We start from the raw sequence: 16,170 nt of genomic DNA, 5'->3' as shown, positions 1-16,170 counted from the left end.
CGGTGCGAAGGGTGCGGCAGCGGCAGCGGCAGCGGCAGCCGCAGCCGCAGCCGGCGGCTAGCGCTTGAGGTTGGTGAGCTCCTGCAGGACCTCGTCCGAGGTGGTGATGATGCGGGCGTTGGCCTGGAAGCCGCGCTGGGCGACGATCAGGTTGGTGAACTCCTGCGAGAGGTCGACGTTGGACATCTCGAGCGAGCCGCTGGCCAGCGAGCCGACGCCGGGCGAACCGGGGGCGCCGACCGTCGCGGCACCCGAGTTGGCCGTCGCGCGGTAGCCCGAGTTGCCCTCCTTCTCGAGACCGCCGGGGTTCGTGAAGGTCGCGAGCACGACGCGACCGAGGCCGACCGTCGAACCGTTGCTGAACTGGCCCATCAGCGTTCCGTCCTTCGACAACGAGAAGCCCTGCAGCGTGCCGGCCGCGCGGCCGTTCTGCTCGGTGATCGACGTGGTGTTGAGCGCCGCGAAGCCGGTGATGCCCGACAGGTCGACGGTGACGCCGTTGAGCCGCAGCGACGCGGCACCGGTCTGCTTGCCGTCGGCGAAGGCCATGGAGGCGGTGGCGCCCCCGTTGCCGTCGGTCGCGGAGGCGTCCCAGCCGGCCGTCGTGCGGGTGAAGGTGAGCGTCAGGGTGCGCTCGAGGCCGTTGGCGTCGAAGACCTTGGTGTCGCGCACGATCTTGTCGCCGACCGCCGACTCGCTCGGCAGGTTGCCGCCGACCGTGGCGCTCGAGGTCGCCGTGGCCGGGGCCGCGGCGTTCAGGGGCAGCGTGATGTCGCCGAGCGCGCCTCCGTCGTTGATGACGCCGTTCGTCGCCGAGTAGCCCTGCACGATCTTGCCGTCGGACGACACGAGGCGGCCGTCGGCGTCGAAGTCGAACGCACCCGAGCGGGTGTAGACGGTGTCGTTGCCGAGGCGGGTCACGAAGAAGCCGTCGCCCGAGATCATCAGGTCGGTGGCCTTGCCGGTGGCCTGCGCCGACCCCTGCGCGAAGTTCGTCGAGATGCCGGCGACCTGCACGCCGAGGCCGATCTGCGCGGGGTTCGTGCCGCCGATGCCGGTCTGCGGGCCGCCCGCGCCCTGCGTGATCTGCGACAGCGTGTCCTGGAACTGGGTGGTCGACGACTTGAAGCCGGCGGTGTTGACGTTGGCGATGTTGTTGCCGGTGACGTCGAGCATCGTCTGGTGCGAGCGGAGGCCAGAGATGCCGGAGTAGAGGGAGCGGAGCATGGGTGCTGCCTTTCAGCTGGGGAGAGATCCGGAGGCGCGTCCTGCGCGGGTGGTGCCGGTCGCGTCCTGCTCCCGGTGCGGTTCGAGGGGTGGTGCGGGTCGTGCGGGTGGCGCGGGTCGTGCGGGTCGTGTCACGCCTTCGTGGTGGCGATGCCCGAGATGAGATCCAAGGCGACCTCCTTCCCGCCGACCGAGACCTTGGGGACGGCCTCGGCGAACGACACGCTCGTGGCGGTGCCCTTCACCTCGACGCCGTCGGGGCCCGTGTAGCTGACCTCGCGGCCGACCAGGTTCGACGCGGCGATGCGCATCTGCAGCGAGAAGTTCTCGTTGGCCGTCGTCGTCTGGGCCGTGACCTGCTCCATCATCGCCAGCTGGGTGGTCTGCGACATCATGGCGTTGGTGTCCATCGGGGTCGACGGGTCCTGGTTCTTCAGCTGCGTGACGAGCAGCTTCATGAACATCTCGCTGTCCATCGTGTTCGCCGTGGCACGGCTCGAGCCGCTCTTCGCGGCGTTGGCGGCGGCGATCTGGGTCGCGACGTCGACGGTTCCCGATATCTGGTCGATCGAGGGCATGGGGTCTCCGGTTCAGGCCAGGACGTCGAGGGACGTCGAGAGGGACGAGGAGGCGCGGGCACGGTCGACCGCACCCGTCGCGTCGAGGGGGTCGGTTCCGTCGCGCGGCGCGCGTCCGGTGCGGGCGTCGGCGGTGCGCGCCTCGGCGGCGTCGCGAGACTGCCGGCCCGGCCCGCCGTCGGCACCGGCCTGCGCCCCGAGCGAGCCGGGCTGACCGGAACGGTCGCCCCGGGCGTCGGACGGCTGGTTCTGCGACGAGAGGTCGACGCTGGTCTGGTGACCCGCGCCTCCCGGGCCTGTGCCTCCCGGGTTCGACGCCGTCGCGAGGTCGCGACGCAGGTCGCCGAGGATCGCCCGGACGGCGTCGCGGCCGGCCTCCGACGCGGCGAACATCTCGACGTGCGTGCCGTGCGCCGAGACGTGGGCCCGGACGGTGACCGGGCCGAGCGCCTCGGGAGCGACGTCGACGGTCACGACGTGCACCCCGGGACCCGCCGCGGCGAGCGAGAACAGGGGGCGAGCGAGCTGCTGGGCCAACGGGGCCGGCTGCGCGGCGGCCGGCGTCGGGGTCGCGGACGAGGAGGCGCTGGTGGCGGAGGCCGCGGACGTCGCGACGGTCCCGGGGACGGCGAGCACGATCGGATCGACGGGCGCGGTCGCCGGGGCGGGGGCCGAGACGGCGGCGGGCGACGGTGTCGTCGTCGAGGAGGTCGAGGGAGCCGTCGTGCCGGACGGGCCGGACGGGCCGGACGTGCCGGTGGCGGGCGACGAGACGGGACGGCCGTTCGACGCCGCCGCCATCGCGGAGGGGGCAGGTCTCGGGATCGCTGATCCGGTACGGACCGGATCGCCGGCGACGGGCAGCGCCTCGGAGCGGCCGTCCGATCCGGTGGGTACCGGAGCGGACGGACCGGCAGGGGGCGGGTCGGCAGACACGCCGGCAGCCCCCGTTCCGGAGGGCGCGGCGGTCGCTGCGGTCGCTGCGGTGGTCGCGGTCGCTGCGACGACAGCGGGCGTGGCAGCGGGCGCGGCGGCGGTCCCCGGGGCGGACGCCGTGGTGGTCGGGGCGATCGCGGGGGTGACCGGGGGGATCGCCGCGGTGGCGGGAGCGGCACCGTCGGCGGCATCGGTGGAGGAGGTGGTGGTCGGTGTCGACGCCCCGAGGGGCGAGCCGGCGACGGTCGAGTCGGCCGATCCGGTACGTGCCGGATCGCGGCTCTCGCCCGAGGCGCCTGAGGAGGTCGACGCTCCGGTGCGTACCGGATCGGCGAACGCGGAAGGACGCAGCGACACGGCGGCAAGGGCAGGAGCCGCAGCGGGGACCGTCCCGGCGGCGTCCGTCGTCCCGGTGGACCCGGCCGAGGCGGAGGCGGAGGCGGTGGCGACGGCGCTGGCGCTGGCGACAGCGCCGGCAAGAGCGACGGGCAGACCGGGCGTCGCGACGCCGGATGCCGTGCCGACCGACGCGGCAGGCCCGCCGTCGGTCGCCGACAGGGGCTCGGCGGCACCGCTCGCGGTTCCGGGCTCGGCGGCACCTGCTGATCCGGCGGTCGGCGCCGAGGTCGCGCCGGCGAGCGACCGGCGCCAGGGCGCGACGGACGCGGGGTCGAGCGTCGACGGGGCGACGGCCTCGTCCGAAGCAGGGGTCGAGGAGTCCAGGGCGGCCGGGGCGTTCCGGTCGACGGGGCGGCCGGCGGTCCGCACGTCTCGGTCGGCGATGCGGGCGTCACGGTCCGCGACCTGGGCGTCGCGCCGGTCGGCGGCCCGCGAGGCGTGCTCGTCGCGCATGGCGGCGCCGAAGCCGGCGGCCGCACGGTCGGCGTCGCGGGCGGCACCGGCTCCTCCGGTGCCCGGCCCGCGCGACCCGACAGGAGCGCGCAGCGTCGAGGCCTCCGACAGGGCGGGAGGCGCGAACGGCAGGGTGCGGGACAGGGTCACGACGCCACCCCCGCGCTCATCAGCTTCTGGAGGGCCGCGGTCATCAGGTCGGTCCCCGACGAGGACGCGCCCGACGCACCGGCCGCACCGGAGAGGCCGGACAGGCCGGAGAGACCCGACAAGCCCGACAAGCCCGCCAGGCTCGACAGCGCCGACGACGGGGCCGACGTCGACGCGGCACCCGACGCGCCCTCGGCCGGGACGATGCGCCGGATCGTGCTGAGGTCGGAGTCCTTGTACCAGTTGTCGACGATCTGGACGTCCTTGCCCGGGCGGGGCGCGTGCAGCACCTTGCCGTCGCCGAGGTAGATCACGATGTGGCCCTCGCCCTTGGGCACGAGCAGGTCGCCGGGCTTCGCCTCGGCGAGCGACGACACCTCGGCGCCCATCCTCGCCTGGTCGGGCACGACCCGCGGCATGCTGACGCCGAGGTCCTTGAACACGGTCTGCACGAGACCCGAGCAGTCCATGCCCGTCCGGTCCTCGCCGCCGAACACGTACGGCACGCCGAGGTACTTCTTCGCGGCCTCGACCACGTCCGAGCCGTCGGCTCCGCTGCCGCTCGCGACCGATCCGGCCACGGCGTCCACGGAGGCGCTGGTCGCCGTCGCGCCCGTCCCGGACGTGCCGGCGAGCGCGTCGGCGAACGCCGTGGCCGACGTCGCGGACGCGGCCGTGGCCGTGGCCGTGGCGGACGTCGCACCGGTGGTGCCGGCGCGCAGCTGGGCGATGGTCGCCTGGATGTCCTGGATGCGGGACAGGACCTCGGTCACGGGACTCACGCCGCGCCTCCTGGGTTCTCGGGGTCGGTGCCGGACGGCGAGCCGTCGGGGCGGGGGCGCGAGGCGATCTCGTCGAGGGCGATCTGCTCGTCGCGCAGGTCGGCGGCCGCTTCGGCCACCACGTGCTTGTGCTCGAGCTTCTCGAGGCCGATCGCGGCACGACGCGCCTCGTTGAAGACGGCCTGCGCGGCGTCGGCGTCGGCCTGACGGCGCTGCGTGACCGCGTCGAGCTCGGCGAGCATGCCGCGCGACGAGGCCCGCGAGGCGGCGAGCGCGCTCAGCATGGCGGCGTCCGTGACCTCGGACGGCTCGTCGGCGAGGGTGCGCTTGGCGCGCACGCGCTCGTCGGCGGCCTCACGCAGGCGGTCGTTGGCCTCGGCGAGGACGGCACCGGCCTGGTCCTGCTGGGCGTGACGCAGCCGCAGCAGGCCGAGCAGCGAGAACGGACGGGCCATCAGATCGCTCCGAACCGTGAGGTGAGCGAGGCCAGGGCGTTCCACGAGTCGGCCGAGGCCGCCCGGTCGTCCATGCCCTGCTGCAGGAACGCGTCGATGGCGCCCTGGTGGTCGACCGCCGCGTCGACGAGCGGGTTGGTGCCGCGCTGGTACGCGCCGACGTCGAGCAGGTCCTGGGCGGCCCGGCGCGCGGCCATCACCTTGCGCAGGGTCGTCGCGGCGGCGCGCTGCGGCGGGCTGGTCACCTTCGAGGCGACGCGCGAGACCGAGCCGAGCGCGTCGACCGACGGGAAGTGCCCGGTCACGGCCAGCTTGCGGTCGAGCACGACGTGGCCGTCGAGGATGCTGCGGGCGGCGTCGGCGATCGGCTCGTTGTGGTCGTCGCCGTCGACCAGCACCGTGTAGAGCCCGGTGACCGAGCCGATGCGGTCGGTGCCGGCGCGCTCGAGCAGGCCGGCCAGCACCGAGAACGTCGACGGCGGGTAGCCCCGGGTCGCGGGCGGTTCGCCGACCGAGAGGCCGATCTCGCGCTGGGCCATCGCCACGCGGGTGAGCGAGTCCATCATCAGCACGACGTCGGCGCCCTGGTCGCGGAACGACTCGGCGATGCGGGTCGCGACGAAGGCGGCGCGGAGGCGCATCAGGGCGGGCTCGTCGCTGGTCGAGACGACGACGATCGAGCGGGCCAGGCCCTCGGGGCCGAGGTCGTCCTCGAGGAACTCGCGCACCTCGCGGCCACGCTCGCCGACCAGGGCGATCACGCTGACCTGGGCGTCCGAGCCGCGGGCGATCATCGACAGCAGCGACGACTTGCCGACGCCCGAGCCGGCGAACAGGCCGACGCGCTGGCCCTTGCCGACCGTGGTCAGGGTGTCGAGCACGCGCACGCCGAGCTGCAGGGGCGTGTCGATGCGCGCCCGGTGCATGGCGGACGGGGTCTCGTGGTCGAGCGGCACGAGGTCGACGCGACCCCCGTCGGCGCCGACGAGCGGCCCCTTGCCGTCGATCGGCCGACCGAGTCCGTCGAGCACGCGCCCGAACAGGCCCGTGCCGGTCGGGACGAGCAGCGGACGACCGGTCGAGCGGACGGGCGTGCCGGTCGTGATGCCGGTCAGGCGGCCGAGCGGCATGCAGCGCACGCCGTCGGGCGTGGTCGCGACGACCTCGGCGAGGTTCGAGCCGACGTCGGCGCCGCCGGACGTCGCGTCGCCGACGGCGACGATCTCTCCGACGGCAGCGTCGAGACCCTGCACGGTGAGGCCGAGGCCCACGGCCGAGCTGACCCGGCCCACGCGTTGCGGGCGGGCCGCGACGCGTGCGGCGGCGAGACGGGGGGCGAGGGCGGTCGGCACGCGCGGACGGCCGCCGTCGACGACGGCTCCCGTCGACACGAGAGCAGGAGGCGCGGTGAGGGTCACGAGACGCCCCCGTCCGACGCCGGGTCGCCGAGCAGCGCCGTCCGGGCCCGGTCGAGCGCGGTGCCGAGTCGGGCGTCGACCTGGCCGATGCGTCGCTCTGCCTCGGCGTCGCCGCGGGCCAGGCTCGCATCGGCCACGAAGGACACCTCGGCGGCCACGGAGTCGCGGGTCGCGACGTCGAGCTGGGCGAGGTCGGCGGGGTGCAGGCGCACGGTCACGACGTCGCCGGGGTCGGTCACGGCCAGAGCGCGGGCGACGGCCGCGCGAGCGGTGCGGCCGATGCGCGGGTTGACGCCGGCTTCGACGGTGGGGTCGGGCGTGGCGGTGGCGTCGACCCCGTGCGACCCGTCGTCGACGGACTCGGAGGCGCGCAGCTCGTAGCCGAGGACCGCCTCGGCGAGCTCGAAGGCGGTCGCGACCAGCGCCTCCTCGGCGTCGTCCAGGACGGGCGCGACACGGGCGTCGAGCGCGCGGGCCGACGTGGCGAGGGCCTCGACGGCCGAGACGGTCGCGGCCTGGAGGCGGTGCAGCAGGTCGGAGTGCTCGGCCTCGAGCACGGCCCGGCGGGCGCCGAGCTCGAGCTCGGCGGCGCGGAGGCCGGCGGCGTACCCGGCGGCGTGACCTCGGGCCTCGGCCCGGGCGTCGTGGGCCTGTCGGGTGGTGGCGGCGTCGGACCCCGGCAGCGAGACGGACGGGTAGCTGACGCGCGCGAAGGCCGGGGCAGCGCCCTCGGGGGTCATCACGGAGTCGAGCATCACGAGCCGTTCGGCGTTGGGGGTGACGGCCGATCCGTGGCCTGGGGTGAGGTGAGCGATCCGTGCTCACCGGCGACTCTCGGCCCGCGGCGGGCGGGCGTTAGGGCTTGCCCCGAAGGGGGGCCGCCCCGCGTGCCGGAGCCGGGACACGTCTCGCGGCCCGACGTGCCGAACCCGACCCGCACCTCCCGGCCCCGCGTGCCGAACCCGACCCGCACCTCCCGGCCCCGCGTGCCGAACCCGACCCGCACCTCCCGGCCCCGCGTGCCGAACCCGACCCGCACCTCCCGGCCCCGCGTGCCGAACCCGACCACGTCGGCCCGACTCGCCGCTCACCTTCGTCAGCAGCCGGCGTGTCGCCCTGCCGTTGTCGCGATTTGCACAGGGAAGGGGGGAGGGGGAAGGGGCCGGCGGGCGGGCGGGAGAGGAGGGGCGGGTGGGGTGGTCGGTGGGGGCCGGGCTACTCGACGAGGGCGTCGTCGTCGGAGCGGTGCATGGTGATCGCGCCCATCGCCTCGAGTTCGCGGATGGCGCGCACGACCGACGCCCGCGCCTCCTCGATCTGCGACTTGCGGACCGGACCCATCGACTGCAGCTCGTCGTCCAGCAGCTCGCGGTTGCGTTCGGAGACGTTGCCGCGGATGACCTCGGTCACCGCGGACGGTGCGCCCTTCATCGCCGTGGCGAGGATGGCCGCGTCGATGCCGCGCAGCACCTGCTGGATGTCGCGCGACTCGAGCTTGACGATGTCCTCGAAGGTCAGCATGCGCGAGCGGACCTCCTCGGCCAGCTCGGGGTCACGTTCGTCGAGACCTTCGAGCAGTGCCTTCTCGGTCGCCACGTCGCTGCGGTTGAGGATCTCGATCAGCGGCTGGATGCCCCCGACGACCTCGACCTGCTCGCGCGGGGCGACGACGGCGCCGGCCCGCACCTTGAGGGTGGCCGCGACGATGCCGACGGACTCGGGGGTGGCCGTGCCCATCGTCGCGATGGCCTGGGCGACGTCGGCGCGCAGCTCGACGTCCAGGCCGGACATCACGGCGGAGGCCTGCTGCGGTCGCAGGTGGGCGAGCACCAGGGCGATGGTCTGCGGCAGCTCGCCGTCGAGCAGCGTCACCACCTGACCGGCCTCGGCCTCGTCGAGGAACTCGAACGACTTGCCGGCCATGTTCGACGCCATGCGCTCCATGACGCCGGCGGCACGTTCCGAGCCGAACGACGCCTCGAGCAGACCCACGGCGACGTCGTGCCCGCCGCGGCGCTGGTAACGGCCGCTGACGCTGAGGTCGTGGAACTCGGCCACGGTGGCCTCGGCGAGCGACGGGTCGACGCGCCGCAGGCGCACGATCTCGGCCGCGATCTCCTCGGCCTCGACCTCGCTGAACTCCTTCATGACCGCGGCCGCCCGGGCCTGGTCCATCTGCATCAGGATGACCGCGACCTTCTGCGGGCCGGTCAGCGGCTTGCCGACGCCGGGGGCCGCCGGGGCGCCGAAGGTGGTGGGGACGAGGCTCATGCGGGCTGCCGGTCGTCCATCAGGCCGCGCAGCAACTCGGCGGTCTTGCCCGGGTCGCGCTCGGCCATCGCGTCGATCTCGGCGCGGCGGCGCTCGGCCGAGACGAACTCGGGCGACGGCGTCGGGGCGTCGACGTCGAGCAACTCGGTCTTCGCCTCGCCCATGCCGGGCAGCGTCAGCCGCGAGGTGGCGACGGCGTCGTCGAGCGACAGCGGCATCGTGGCGTCCCAGGTCTGGGCACCGTTCTGCGGGGCGAGCTCGCCGAGGTCGACGTCCTCGCGGTCCTGGCGGCGGCTGCGGCGGGCGAAGACGATCAGTCCCACGATCGCGGCGATCGCGATGGCCGCGACGATGCCGACCGTTCGGATGGTGCCCCACATCGCCTCGCTCGCGCTCGCCGCGTCGGCGGCCTTGAGCGCCTCGGCGGCGGCGTCAGCAGCCGAGGTGTCGAAGTCGACCTGGGCGACCTGGACGGTGTCGCCGCGGGCGGCGTCGATGCCGGCGGCGGCACCGACGAGGTCCCGCACGCTCTGCATGTTGACCCCGTTGGCCGCGGCCGAGTTCAGCGCGACCGACACGGTCTGCCGGCTGACCTCGCCGGCCGGCACGTTGAGGCTCTCGGTCACCTTGTCGACGGCGTTGTTCTTGGTGGTCGACTCGTTGGTGTAGCCCCCGTCGGTGCCGGTGCCCGCGGTGGTCGTGCCGTCGGCGGCGGTGCCGTTCGGCACGGCGATGTTGTCCGGGCCGAGCACGCCGGTCGCGCCGGTGCCGTTCGCCCCGTCCGCCCCAGAGCCGTACTGCTCGGTGGTGCCCGACTCGTTGAGGGCGATCGGCCCCGAGGTCGGCTGCGAGAACGACTCGGTCACCTTGGTGCCCGAGCTCTGGTCGAGGTCGGCGGCCACCACGACGGACGAGTTGCCGGGGCCCACCATCTTGTCGAGCATCGCCTGCACCGACGCCTGGACCTTGGACTCGTAGTCGCTCGCGTCGCCGTCCGCGCCTCCGACCGCTCCGCTGCCGACGGCCGACAGCACCGTGCCCGAGGCGTCGGTGACGGCGACGTCGGTCGCCTTCATGCCGTCGACGGAGGCGCTGGTCAGGTTGACGATGGCCTGCACCTGCTTCGAGTCCAGTGTCGCGCCGGCCTGGGTCTCGACGAACACCGAGGCGGTCGGGTCGCGCTGCTCGGCGACGAACACCGACTCCTCGGGGATCGCGAGCTGCACGCTGGCGTTCTTGACGCCGTCCATCGCCTTGATCGTGTTGGCGAGTTCGCCCTCGATGGCGCGCTTGTAGGTGACGTTCTGCTGGAACTCGGACGAGGTGACGCCCATCGTGTCGAGCAGTGAGTAGCCGCCGCCCGAGCTCGCGGCGGGCAGCCCGGCGGCCGCGGCCTTGAGGCGCTCGTCGTAGACGACGTCCTCGGGCACGAGGATCGTGCCGCCGCCGGCGGTCAGCTGGTACGGCACGCCGTCGGTCTGCAGCAGTTCGACGATGGCGCTCGCGTCGGTCGGGTCGATGCCGCTGAACAGCGGCGTGTAGGTGGGCTTGCCCAGCCAGCTGACGAGCGCGACGACGCCGAGCACGAGGGCGGCGAGCAGGATGACGGCGATCGTGCGCTGCGCGACCGTGAAGCTCTGGAGGGCGGCGCCGAGCTTGGCGAGCTGGCCCTTGACGGCGGTGGGCATCAGGCCTGCATCCTCATGATCTCGTTGAAGGCGTCGACGCCCTTGTTGCGGACGGCGCTGACCAGCTCGAGCGTGACCTGGGCACGCGTCGCGGCGATGGTCGCGTCGTGGATGTCGGTCAGGTCACCCGTGACGGCCTTGACCGCGAGGGTCTTCGACTCGGACTGCAGCTGCTGCAGGCCCTCGACGGCACCGGTCATGGTCGCGCCGAAGGTCGCGCCCGAGACCGAGGAGGCGTCGGTCGCGCCGGTCGCGCCCGTCACGTCGGACGCGCCGCCGGCCTTCATGAGCGCGCTCACGTCGGCGTAGCCGCTCTGCTGCACGGCCCCGAGGGCCTGGATTCCTGCGATGGGCATCAGCCACGTCCGATCTGGAGTGCGGCCTCGTAGGCCGTCTTGGCACGGTCGACCACGGCGGCGTTGGCCTGGTAGCCACGCTGCGCCATGATCAGGTCGCCCATCTGGGCGCCGAGGTCGATGTCGGGCATGCGCACGTATCCCTCGGCGTCGGCGAGCGGGTGGTCTGGGAGGTAGGTGACGCGGCCGGCCTCGCTGCCGTAGCGGTCGGCCTTGACGAAGACCCCCGAGGTGCCGGCACCCTCCTGCACCTCGACGTAGCGGGCCTGGAAGGCGGTGTCGTCCATCGACTTCACGGTGTTGACGTTGGCGATGTTGTCCGAGACGGCGTCGAGCCACTTGCGGTGCACGGTCAGGCCGGTGCTCGCGATGCCGATCGCGTCGAAGGCGGTCATCAGTTCGTCCGGAACGCGGCGCGCACGGCCGTCAGCTCGGAGTTCATGGCCTGCGTGGCGAACTGGTACCGCAGCACGGTGTCGACGTTCGACAGGGTCTCGGTGTCGAGGTTGACGTTGTTGCCGTCGAGGCGCGTGGGCTCGAGGCTGCGCGACGTGGACGCCTGGACCGCTCCGCTGCCGGCCGCGACCGACCTGCCCAGCGCCTCCTCGAACTGCACCCGCTTGGCGGTGTAGTTCGGGGTGTTGACGTTCGCGATGTTCGCGGCGATCGTCTTCTGGCGCAGCGAGAGACCGTCGAGGGCGCTCTGCAGCGCCGCTTGCGTCACGGATTCGAGTGGCATGCCTGTCCCGGTGGGGTCGGTGGAGTGCGGTGGCCGATCCGTGGCCGGGGTGTGCGAGCGATCCGTGCTCACGGCGCTCTATCGGCGGGGCGCGGGGTGACGTAAGCGGTGCGCGGGCAGCTGCCCCGTAGTGGGGGCGCACGCCCGCTGCTGCTAGCGTCGCGCCCAGGACCGGGGGACGGAGGCGCGCGCATGGACGAGGACGGCCGACGACTGCTGGGCGTCGGGGACGAGCACGCTCCCGACCCGGACGAGAAGATCGTCGTGGACGACGACGAAGCGGCTGCGGAGGATGCTCTGGGCCGCCGGTCGGTCGGCGCCTTGGTCGGGCTCGTGTTCCTCGCCCTCGTGGTCGCGGCGGTCGCGGTCGGGGTCGTGCTGCCCCTGCTCCTGTGGCCGGTCGGCTTGTGGATCGGCCTCCAGCGGCAGCCCGCCGAGATCGCGTCGCTCTGGTGGTTCGTGAGCCTCCGTGGGTGATCGCCGAGTGCTCTGCCTCGTGGTGCTGGGCCTCGCCCTCCTCACGGCGTGCAGCACGGGAACGACGGGCCCTCACGATGCGGACGACGGATGGACCCTCGAGGAGACCGGCGCGGTCGCCACGGAATTGATCGGCGGCCTCCAAGCCCAGATCGACCCGACGCTCGTGGCGAGCGTCGAGACCCAGGAGGACAGCGCGGCGGCGATCGGCGGCTCGGCGGACGACGCCGACGGCAGCATCCAGGAGTGGCGGGTGCTTCGGTACGTGAACCTCGTGCCGGACGCACCCCAGCTCGAGATCGCCGAGTCGGTGATCGACACCCGCGTCGCGGACGGCTGGACGTGGGTCTCGATCGGGAGACATCGAACGCGGGAGGCCGCTGGGTCACGTTGACCTCGGACGAGGACCGCTACGACGGCTTCGAGCTGACCGTGCAGGCCGGGGACGACGGCGCGTCGCCCGGGCAGAACTACGTCCTCCTCGGCGTCGTCGGACCGACGGTCGACGAGACGCCCACGGTGAGGTCGACCACCTCCATCGAAGACACCGGCCGACGTGCCGACGACCTCGTCGACCGGGTGGTCGCGCTCGTCGAGACCGCACCCGCGGACTGAGCCGAGCCGCGCCTCCTCGGCTGCACGCCTGACAAGGGGGCGCATCGCACCGCCGACTGGACGTCGCACCGCCGAAGTGGGCGGTGCGACCTTCAGTCAGCGGTGCGATGCGGCGGCAGGGCGACGGGCAGGAGGCGCGGGTCGCGTCAGGGGCGCGAGTAGCGGTGCTCGGGGCGGCCGGTGGTGCCGTAGCTGAGCTTCATCGTGACGAGGCCGTCGGCGGCGAGCGCCGCGAGGTAGCGCTGGGCCGTCGCGCGAGAGACCCCGACCCGGGCGGCGACGTCCGCCGCCGAGAGCTCGAACGGCCCGACATCGGCCCCGCCGGCGGCACCGGCACCGGCCTCCGCGCCGAACTGCTCGAGCACTGCCTGCTCGGTCGCCGACCGCGACGGCGAGGCCGCCTTCGCCGCGTCGCCGGAATGGAGGATGCGCAGGGCCCGTTCGAGCGCCTCCTGGTCCACGACCGTCCGCTCGTCGAGCACGTTGCGGTACCGCTGGTAGGCACGCAGCCGGTCGACGAGCGCGCCCGACGCGAAGGGCTTGATCAGGTAGCCCAGCGCCCCGCGCCGCAAGGCCTGCCGCACGGTCGTGGCATCCGACGCGGCGCTGAGCACGAACGCGTCGACGTCGACCTCGCGCAGCAGGTCGAGGCCGCTGCCGTCGGGCAGGTGCACGTCGAGCAGCAGCAGGTCGACGGACCGTTCGGCGAGGACGCGGCGCACCTCGGCGACCGTGCCGACGGCCGGCAGCGCGTGCAGCCCGGGCAGCTGCTCGACCTGACGACGGTGCAGGTCGGCGACGTAGAAGTCGTCGTCGACCACGAGCACGGTGAGTTCGGTCGTCATGGAGTCGTCCTCTCGGAGCTGCGGGGGTCGCTGCCGGTGCGCGGGTCGCGCGGGTCGCGCCGGTCGTGTGGTCCGTCGGTGGACGAGGAGGCGCGGGCCGACCCGGACGCGCCCGTCGCCACCGCCTCGCCCGAGACCGCGCCCACGAGCCTCGCGCAGAACACGGCGCCGTGCCCCTCACCACCGGGCGAACCCAGCCACACGTCGCCCCCGCGTCGCCGCGCGATGTCGCGCGACAGCGGCAGCCCGAAGCCCAGACCGTGCACGCGCGCAGGGTCGGCCTCGACGTCGGCCGCGTGCGGCCCGCGGTCGAACAGCTGCGCCGCGTCGGCGACGCCGTCTCCCGAATCCATCACCGACAGGTGCAGGTCGGTGCCGTCGTCGAGCACCTCGACCTCGATCCAGGCGGGGGTGACGCGGCCGGCCACGGCGGCCCGCACCGCGTTGTCGACCAGGTTGCCGAGCACGGTCGTGACGTCGCCGGGCTCGACGACCGACCCCGTGACGAGCGTCTCGGGTCCGAGCTTCAGCAGCACGCCCCGTTCGGCCGCCTCGACGCCCTTCGCCCCGAGGAACGCCTGCAGGTACGGCTCGGTCAACCGGTCGGCGTGGGCGACGGGGTAGCGCAGCGGCCCGTGGTCGAGCACGTCGGCGAGGTAGGCGCGGGCCTGCTCGGAACGACCGAGCTCGAGCATCCCCGACAGGGCGTGCAACCGGTTGGCGAACTCGTGTCGCTGTGCGCGGAGGGCCGTGGTCATCGCGCCGACGGCGTCGAGCCGACGCGTCAGGGCCTCGACGGCCGTGCGGTCGCGCACCACCGCGACCCGGCCGAGGTCGACCCCGTCGCGCGACACCGGGCGCACGTCGACGAGCAGCACGTGGTGGTCGACCACGAGCGTCGTGTCGGTCGTGGTGCCGACCGGCGTTCCTGCCGGGATCGCCTCGACGTCGTCGAGCCGACCGCTCGAGCCGAGCAGCGCGACGAGCCCCTCCGGAAGGTCGAGCCCGTCGAGCGGCTCCCCCACCACGGCGCCCGCGTCGAACCCGAGCAGTCGGGCGGCCTGGTCGTTGCACACCGTCACCACGCCCTCGCGCGACACCGCGAGCACGCCCTCGCCGACCCCGCCGAGCACGGCCTGCTGGTTCTGCACGAGGGTCGACAGTTCTTCCGGCTGCAACCCGAGGGTCGCCCGGTCGAGCCGCCGACGGATGAGCACCGACGCGACGACGCCGAGCGCGAGAGCCAGCACGGCCACCCCGACGACGGGCAGGGCGTCCTGGACGAGCGTGTCGTAGACCCGGGTCGGCGCGTAGCCGACGCTGACCTCGCCCACGACGTCCGCCGCCGGACCGGACCCCGCCGACGCCGCGCCGGCCGAGACGCCCGGCGCGTAGATCGGCACCTTCGCGCGGGCCGAGTCGCCGAGCGTGCCGCGCTCCCAGGCGACGACCTCCTCCCCGCGCAGGGCGGCGTCCGGGCTGGTGCTGACGCGCTCGCCGATGCGGGAGGGGTCCGGGTGCGCCAGCCGCACCCCGCGGTCGTCGGTCACGACGACGAAGAGCGCCCCGGTGCGCTGCCGGGCCGCGACCGCGGTGCGCTGCAGGGCTCCCCCGGCCAGCGCCTCCTGGTCGATCTCGGTGCCGTCGACGCTCAGCAGCGCGACCTGCTCGCGGACGTCGGCGTCGCTCGCGACGCTCTGCGCCACGGCGAGCGCCGTCGACTCGGCCTCGCGCGCCAGGCGCTGGACGGCGATCGTCGCGAAGACGGCGCTGGTCAGCAGCACGATGGCGGTGACGACGGCGAGCTGCAGCAGCAGCACCTCGGTGGCGAAACGCCGCTTCCGGAGGCGCGACGTCACCGCCAGCCCCGGCTCGCCTCGCGCACCCGCCCGACGGCTCGCCGGCGTGCGGCGTCCCCGTGGTGAGCTGTCGTCGGTCACGTCGGCCAGGGTACCGGGCGTGACCGACGCGCCCCGCGCCTCCTCGGGTCCCGGTCCGCCCGCCGGCCGCGCGCCGAGCGGCACGATCCACCGCCATCGCACCGCATCTCGTGCACCGCACCTCGACTAGTCGGGGTGCGGTGCACGACATGCGGTGCCGTGGGCGGATCGGCCGGACGCTGCCTAGGCTCGGGCCATGACGACCGAGCCGCAGCCGCAGCCGCACCGGACCCGGGGCGGCCGGGTGAGACGTGTGGTCCCGCTGCGCACGGTGTTCCCGTGGTGGTTCCTGGCCGGGACGCTCGTCACGCTGGGCGTGGCGATCGTGCTCGAGACCGGCAGCGGCGGGGCGATCATGTGGGGGCCCGTCATCGGCCTCGAGATCCGGGACCGGTGGCAGCTCGCTGCCCGACGACAGGACGACGGCCTCCCGGTCGAGCGGCGTGACCTCGTCGGCCAGACCTGGTCGGAGCCGGTCATGGCCGTCGTCTTCACCATCGTCGCGGTCGGGCTCGGTCTGACACTCGCCCGGATCGTCTCGGGAGGCGCCCCGTGGATGCTTGTGGTCGGCCTGACGCTGCTGGCGCTCGGTGCGGTCGCCTTCGGGGCCTGTGCCCTCATGGTGCGGAGGCTGGCCCGCCGGGCCGCAGGGCCGCCCGCCGGGTGACGTCCCGCCACCACTGCACCGCCTCTCGTGCACAGCACCTCGTTTGGTCGCGGTGTCGTGCACGGAACGCGGTGTCGTGCACGGAACGCGGTGTCGTGCCGGGGCCAGGTGCGGGTCGGGTCGGGTCGGGTCGGGTCGGGTCGGCAGGCGACGGACCAGGAGGCGCGGCCCCCT

Annotated in this window: 18 protein-coding genes; 4 read left to right on the top strand and 14 right to left on the bottom strand. The window is 74.1% G+C overall.

The genetic code is table 11. The annotated features are described in order from the left end of the window. Window positions 1–57: 57 nt before the first annotated feature. The 12 genes from AC1MBW_RS08185 to AC1MBW_RS08130 form a co-directional block, all read right to left on the bottom strand. Window positions 58–1,227 (bottom strand): flagellar hook protein FlgE, encoded by a 1,170-nt coding sequence (locus AC1MBW_RS08185; RefSeq protein ID WP_054146309.1) that lies wholly within the window; start codon window positions 1,225–1,227, stop codon window positions 58–60. Window positions 1,228–1,358: 131 nt separating this feature from the next. Continuing rightward, window positions 1,359–1,805, bottom strand: a complete 447-nt coding sequence (locus AC1MBW_RS08180) for a flagellar hook assembly protein FlgD (protein ID WP_052505459.1) — start codon at window positions 1,803–1,805, stop codon at window positions 1,359–1,361. A gap of 12 nt (window positions 1,806–1,817) precedes the next feature. Beyond that, window positions 1,818–3,743 carry a flagellar hook-length control protein FliK gene (locus tag AC1MBW_RS08175; protein ID WP_480024135.1) on the bottom strand — a complete coding sequence of 642 codons (1,926 nt, stop codon included), beginning with the start codon at window positions 3,741–3,743 and terminating at the stop codon, window positions 1,818–1,820. Next, the gene (locus AC1MBW_RS08170) at window positions 3,740–4,525 is read right to left on the bottom strand and encodes a C40 family peptidase (RefSeq protein ID WP_480024134.1); all 786 of its coding nucleotides are present in this window, start codon (window positions 4,523–4,525) and stop codon (window positions 3,740–3,742) included. The genes AC1MBW_RS08175 and AC1MBW_RS08170 overlap by 4 nt, the downstream gene beginning before the upstream one ends. Next, window positions 4,522–4,980 carry a flagellar export protein FliJ gene (locus tag AC1MBW_RS08165; protein WP_480024133.1) on the bottom strand — a complete coding sequence of 153 codons (459 nt, stop codon included), beginning with the start codon at window positions 4,978–4,980 and terminating at the stop codon, window positions 4,522–4,524. The genes AC1MBW_RS08170 and AC1MBW_RS08165 overlap by 4 nt, the downstream gene beginning before the upstream one ends. Further along, window positions 4,980–6,332: a FliI/YscN family ATPase gene (locus tag AC1MBW_RS08160; protein ID WP_480026090.1), complete on the bottom strand. Its 1,353-nt coding sequence runs from the start codon at window positions 6,330–6,332 to the stop codon at window positions 4,980–4,982. Before AC1MBW_RS08160 ends, AC1MBW_RS08165 begins: the two co-directional genes overlap by 1 nt. A gap of 62 nt (window positions 6,333–6,394) precedes the next feature. Further along, window positions 6,395–7,153 carry a FliH/SctL family protein gene (locus AC1MBW_RS08155; RefSeq protein ID WP_480024132.1) on the bottom strand — a complete coding sequence of 253 codons (759 nt, stop codon included), beginning with the start codon at window positions 7,151–7,153 and terminating at the stop codon, window positions 6,395–6,397. Between the two features lie 460 nt (window positions 7,154–7,613). Next, entirely contained in the window at window positions 7,614–8,669 is a 1,056-nt protein-coding gene (gene fliG / locus AC1MBW_RS08150) for a flagellar motor switch protein FliG (protein ID WP_071256179.1), read from the bottom strand. Further along, window positions 8,666–10,357, bottom strand: coding sequence for a flagellar basal-body MS-ring/collar protein FliF (fliF, locus tag AC1MBW_RS08145; RefSeq protein ID WP_054145346.1), 1,692 nt, complete (start codon window positions 10,355–10,357; stop codon window positions 8,666–8,668). The genes fliG and fliF overlap by 4 nt, the downstream gene beginning before the upstream one ends. Continuing rightward, the gene (gene fliE, locus AC1MBW_RS08140; RefSeq protein WP_480024131.1) at window positions 10,357–10,713 is read right to left on the bottom strand and encodes a flagellar hook-basal body complex protein FliE; all 357 of its coding nucleotides are present in this window, start codon (window positions 10,711–10,713) and stop codon (window positions 10,357–10,359) included. The genes fliF and fliE overlap by 1 nt, the downstream gene beginning before the upstream one ends. After that, window positions 10,713–11,108, bottom strand: coding sequence for a flagellar basal body rod protein FlgC (locus AC1MBW_RS08135; protein WP_043596823.1), 396 nt, complete (start codon window positions 11,106–11,108; stop codon window positions 10,713–10,715). The genes fliE and AC1MBW_RS08135 overlap by 1 nt, the downstream gene beginning before the upstream one ends. After that, a complete protein-coding gene (locus AC1MBW_RS08130; protein WP_054145348.1) occupies window positions 11,108–11,452 on the bottom strand; it encodes a flagellar basal body rod protein FlgB in 345 nt (114 codons plus the stop codon). The genes AC1MBW_RS08135 and AC1MBW_RS08130 overlap by 1 nt, the downstream gene beginning before the upstream one ends. Window positions 11,453–11,644: 192 nt before the next feature. Between AC1MBW_RS08130 and AC1MBW_RS08125 the strand changes: the two genes are divergently transcribed. Genes AC1MBW_RS08125 through AC1MBW_RS08115 form a run of 3 tightly spaced genes read left to right on the top strand, consistent with a single transcriptional unit; the run spans window position 11,645 to window position 12,544 of the window. Next, the gene (locus AC1MBW_RS08125) at window positions 11,645–11,929 is read left to right on the top strand and encodes a hypothetical protein (RefSeq protein ID WP_054145349.1); all 285 of its coding nucleotides are present in this window, start codon (window positions 11,645–11,647) and stop codon (window positions 11,927–11,929) included. After that, window positions 11,922–12,323 carry a hypothetical protein gene (locus tag AC1MBW_RS08120; RefSeq protein ID WP_480024130.1) on the top strand — a complete coding sequence of 134 codons (402 nt, stop codon included), beginning with the start codon at window positions 11,922–11,924 and terminating at the stop codon, window positions 12,321–12,323. The genes AC1MBW_RS08125 and AC1MBW_RS08120 overlap by 8 nt, the downstream gene beginning before the upstream one ends. Further along, window positions 12,320–12,544 carry a hypothetical protein gene (locus AC1MBW_RS08115; protein ID WP_480024129.1) on the top strand — a complete coding sequence of 75 codons (225 nt, stop codon included), beginning with the start codon at window positions 12,320–12,322 and terminating at the stop codon, window positions 12,542–12,544. The genes AC1MBW_RS08120 and AC1MBW_RS08115 overlap by 4 nt, the downstream gene beginning before the upstream one ends. Window positions 12,545–12,690: 146 nt before the next feature. Here AC1MBW_RS08115 and AC1MBW_RS08110 read toward each other — a convergent pair whose 3' ends face one another. Both AC1MBW_RS08110 and AC1MBW_RS08105 read right to left on the bottom strand, forming a co-directional pair. Further along, window positions 12,691–13,389: a response regulator gene (locus tag AC1MBW_RS08110; protein WP_480024128.1), complete on the bottom strand. Its 699-nt coding sequence runs from the start codon at window positions 13,387–13,389 to the stop codon at window positions 12,691–12,693. Next, window positions 13,386–15,329 carry a sensor histidine kinase gene (locus tag AC1MBW_RS08105; protein ID WP_480024127.1) on the bottom strand — a complete coding sequence of 648 codons (1,944 nt, stop codon included), beginning with the start codon at window positions 15,327–15,329 and terminating at the stop codon, window positions 13,386–13,388. The genes AC1MBW_RS08110 and AC1MBW_RS08105 overlap by 4 nt, the downstream gene beginning before the upstream one ends. A gap of 196 nt (window positions 15,330–15,525) precedes the next feature. Here AC1MBW_RS08105 and AC1MBW_RS08100 point away from each other — a divergent pair, with 196 nt between their 5' ends. Continuing rightward, window positions 15,526–15,996 carry a hypothetical protein gene (locus tag AC1MBW_RS08100; RefSeq protein WP_480024126.1) on the top strand — a complete coding sequence of 157 codons (471 nt, stop codon included), beginning with the start codon at window positions 15,526–15,528 and terminating at the stop codon, window positions 15,994–15,996. Window positions 15,997–16,170 lie beyond the last annotated feature (174 nt).

It is taken from the genome of Frigoribacterium sp. AP1 (assembly GCF_056680555.1).
Note: the sequence above shows the minus strand (reverse complement) of the source record. Positions and strands in the feature narration are given on the sequence as shown.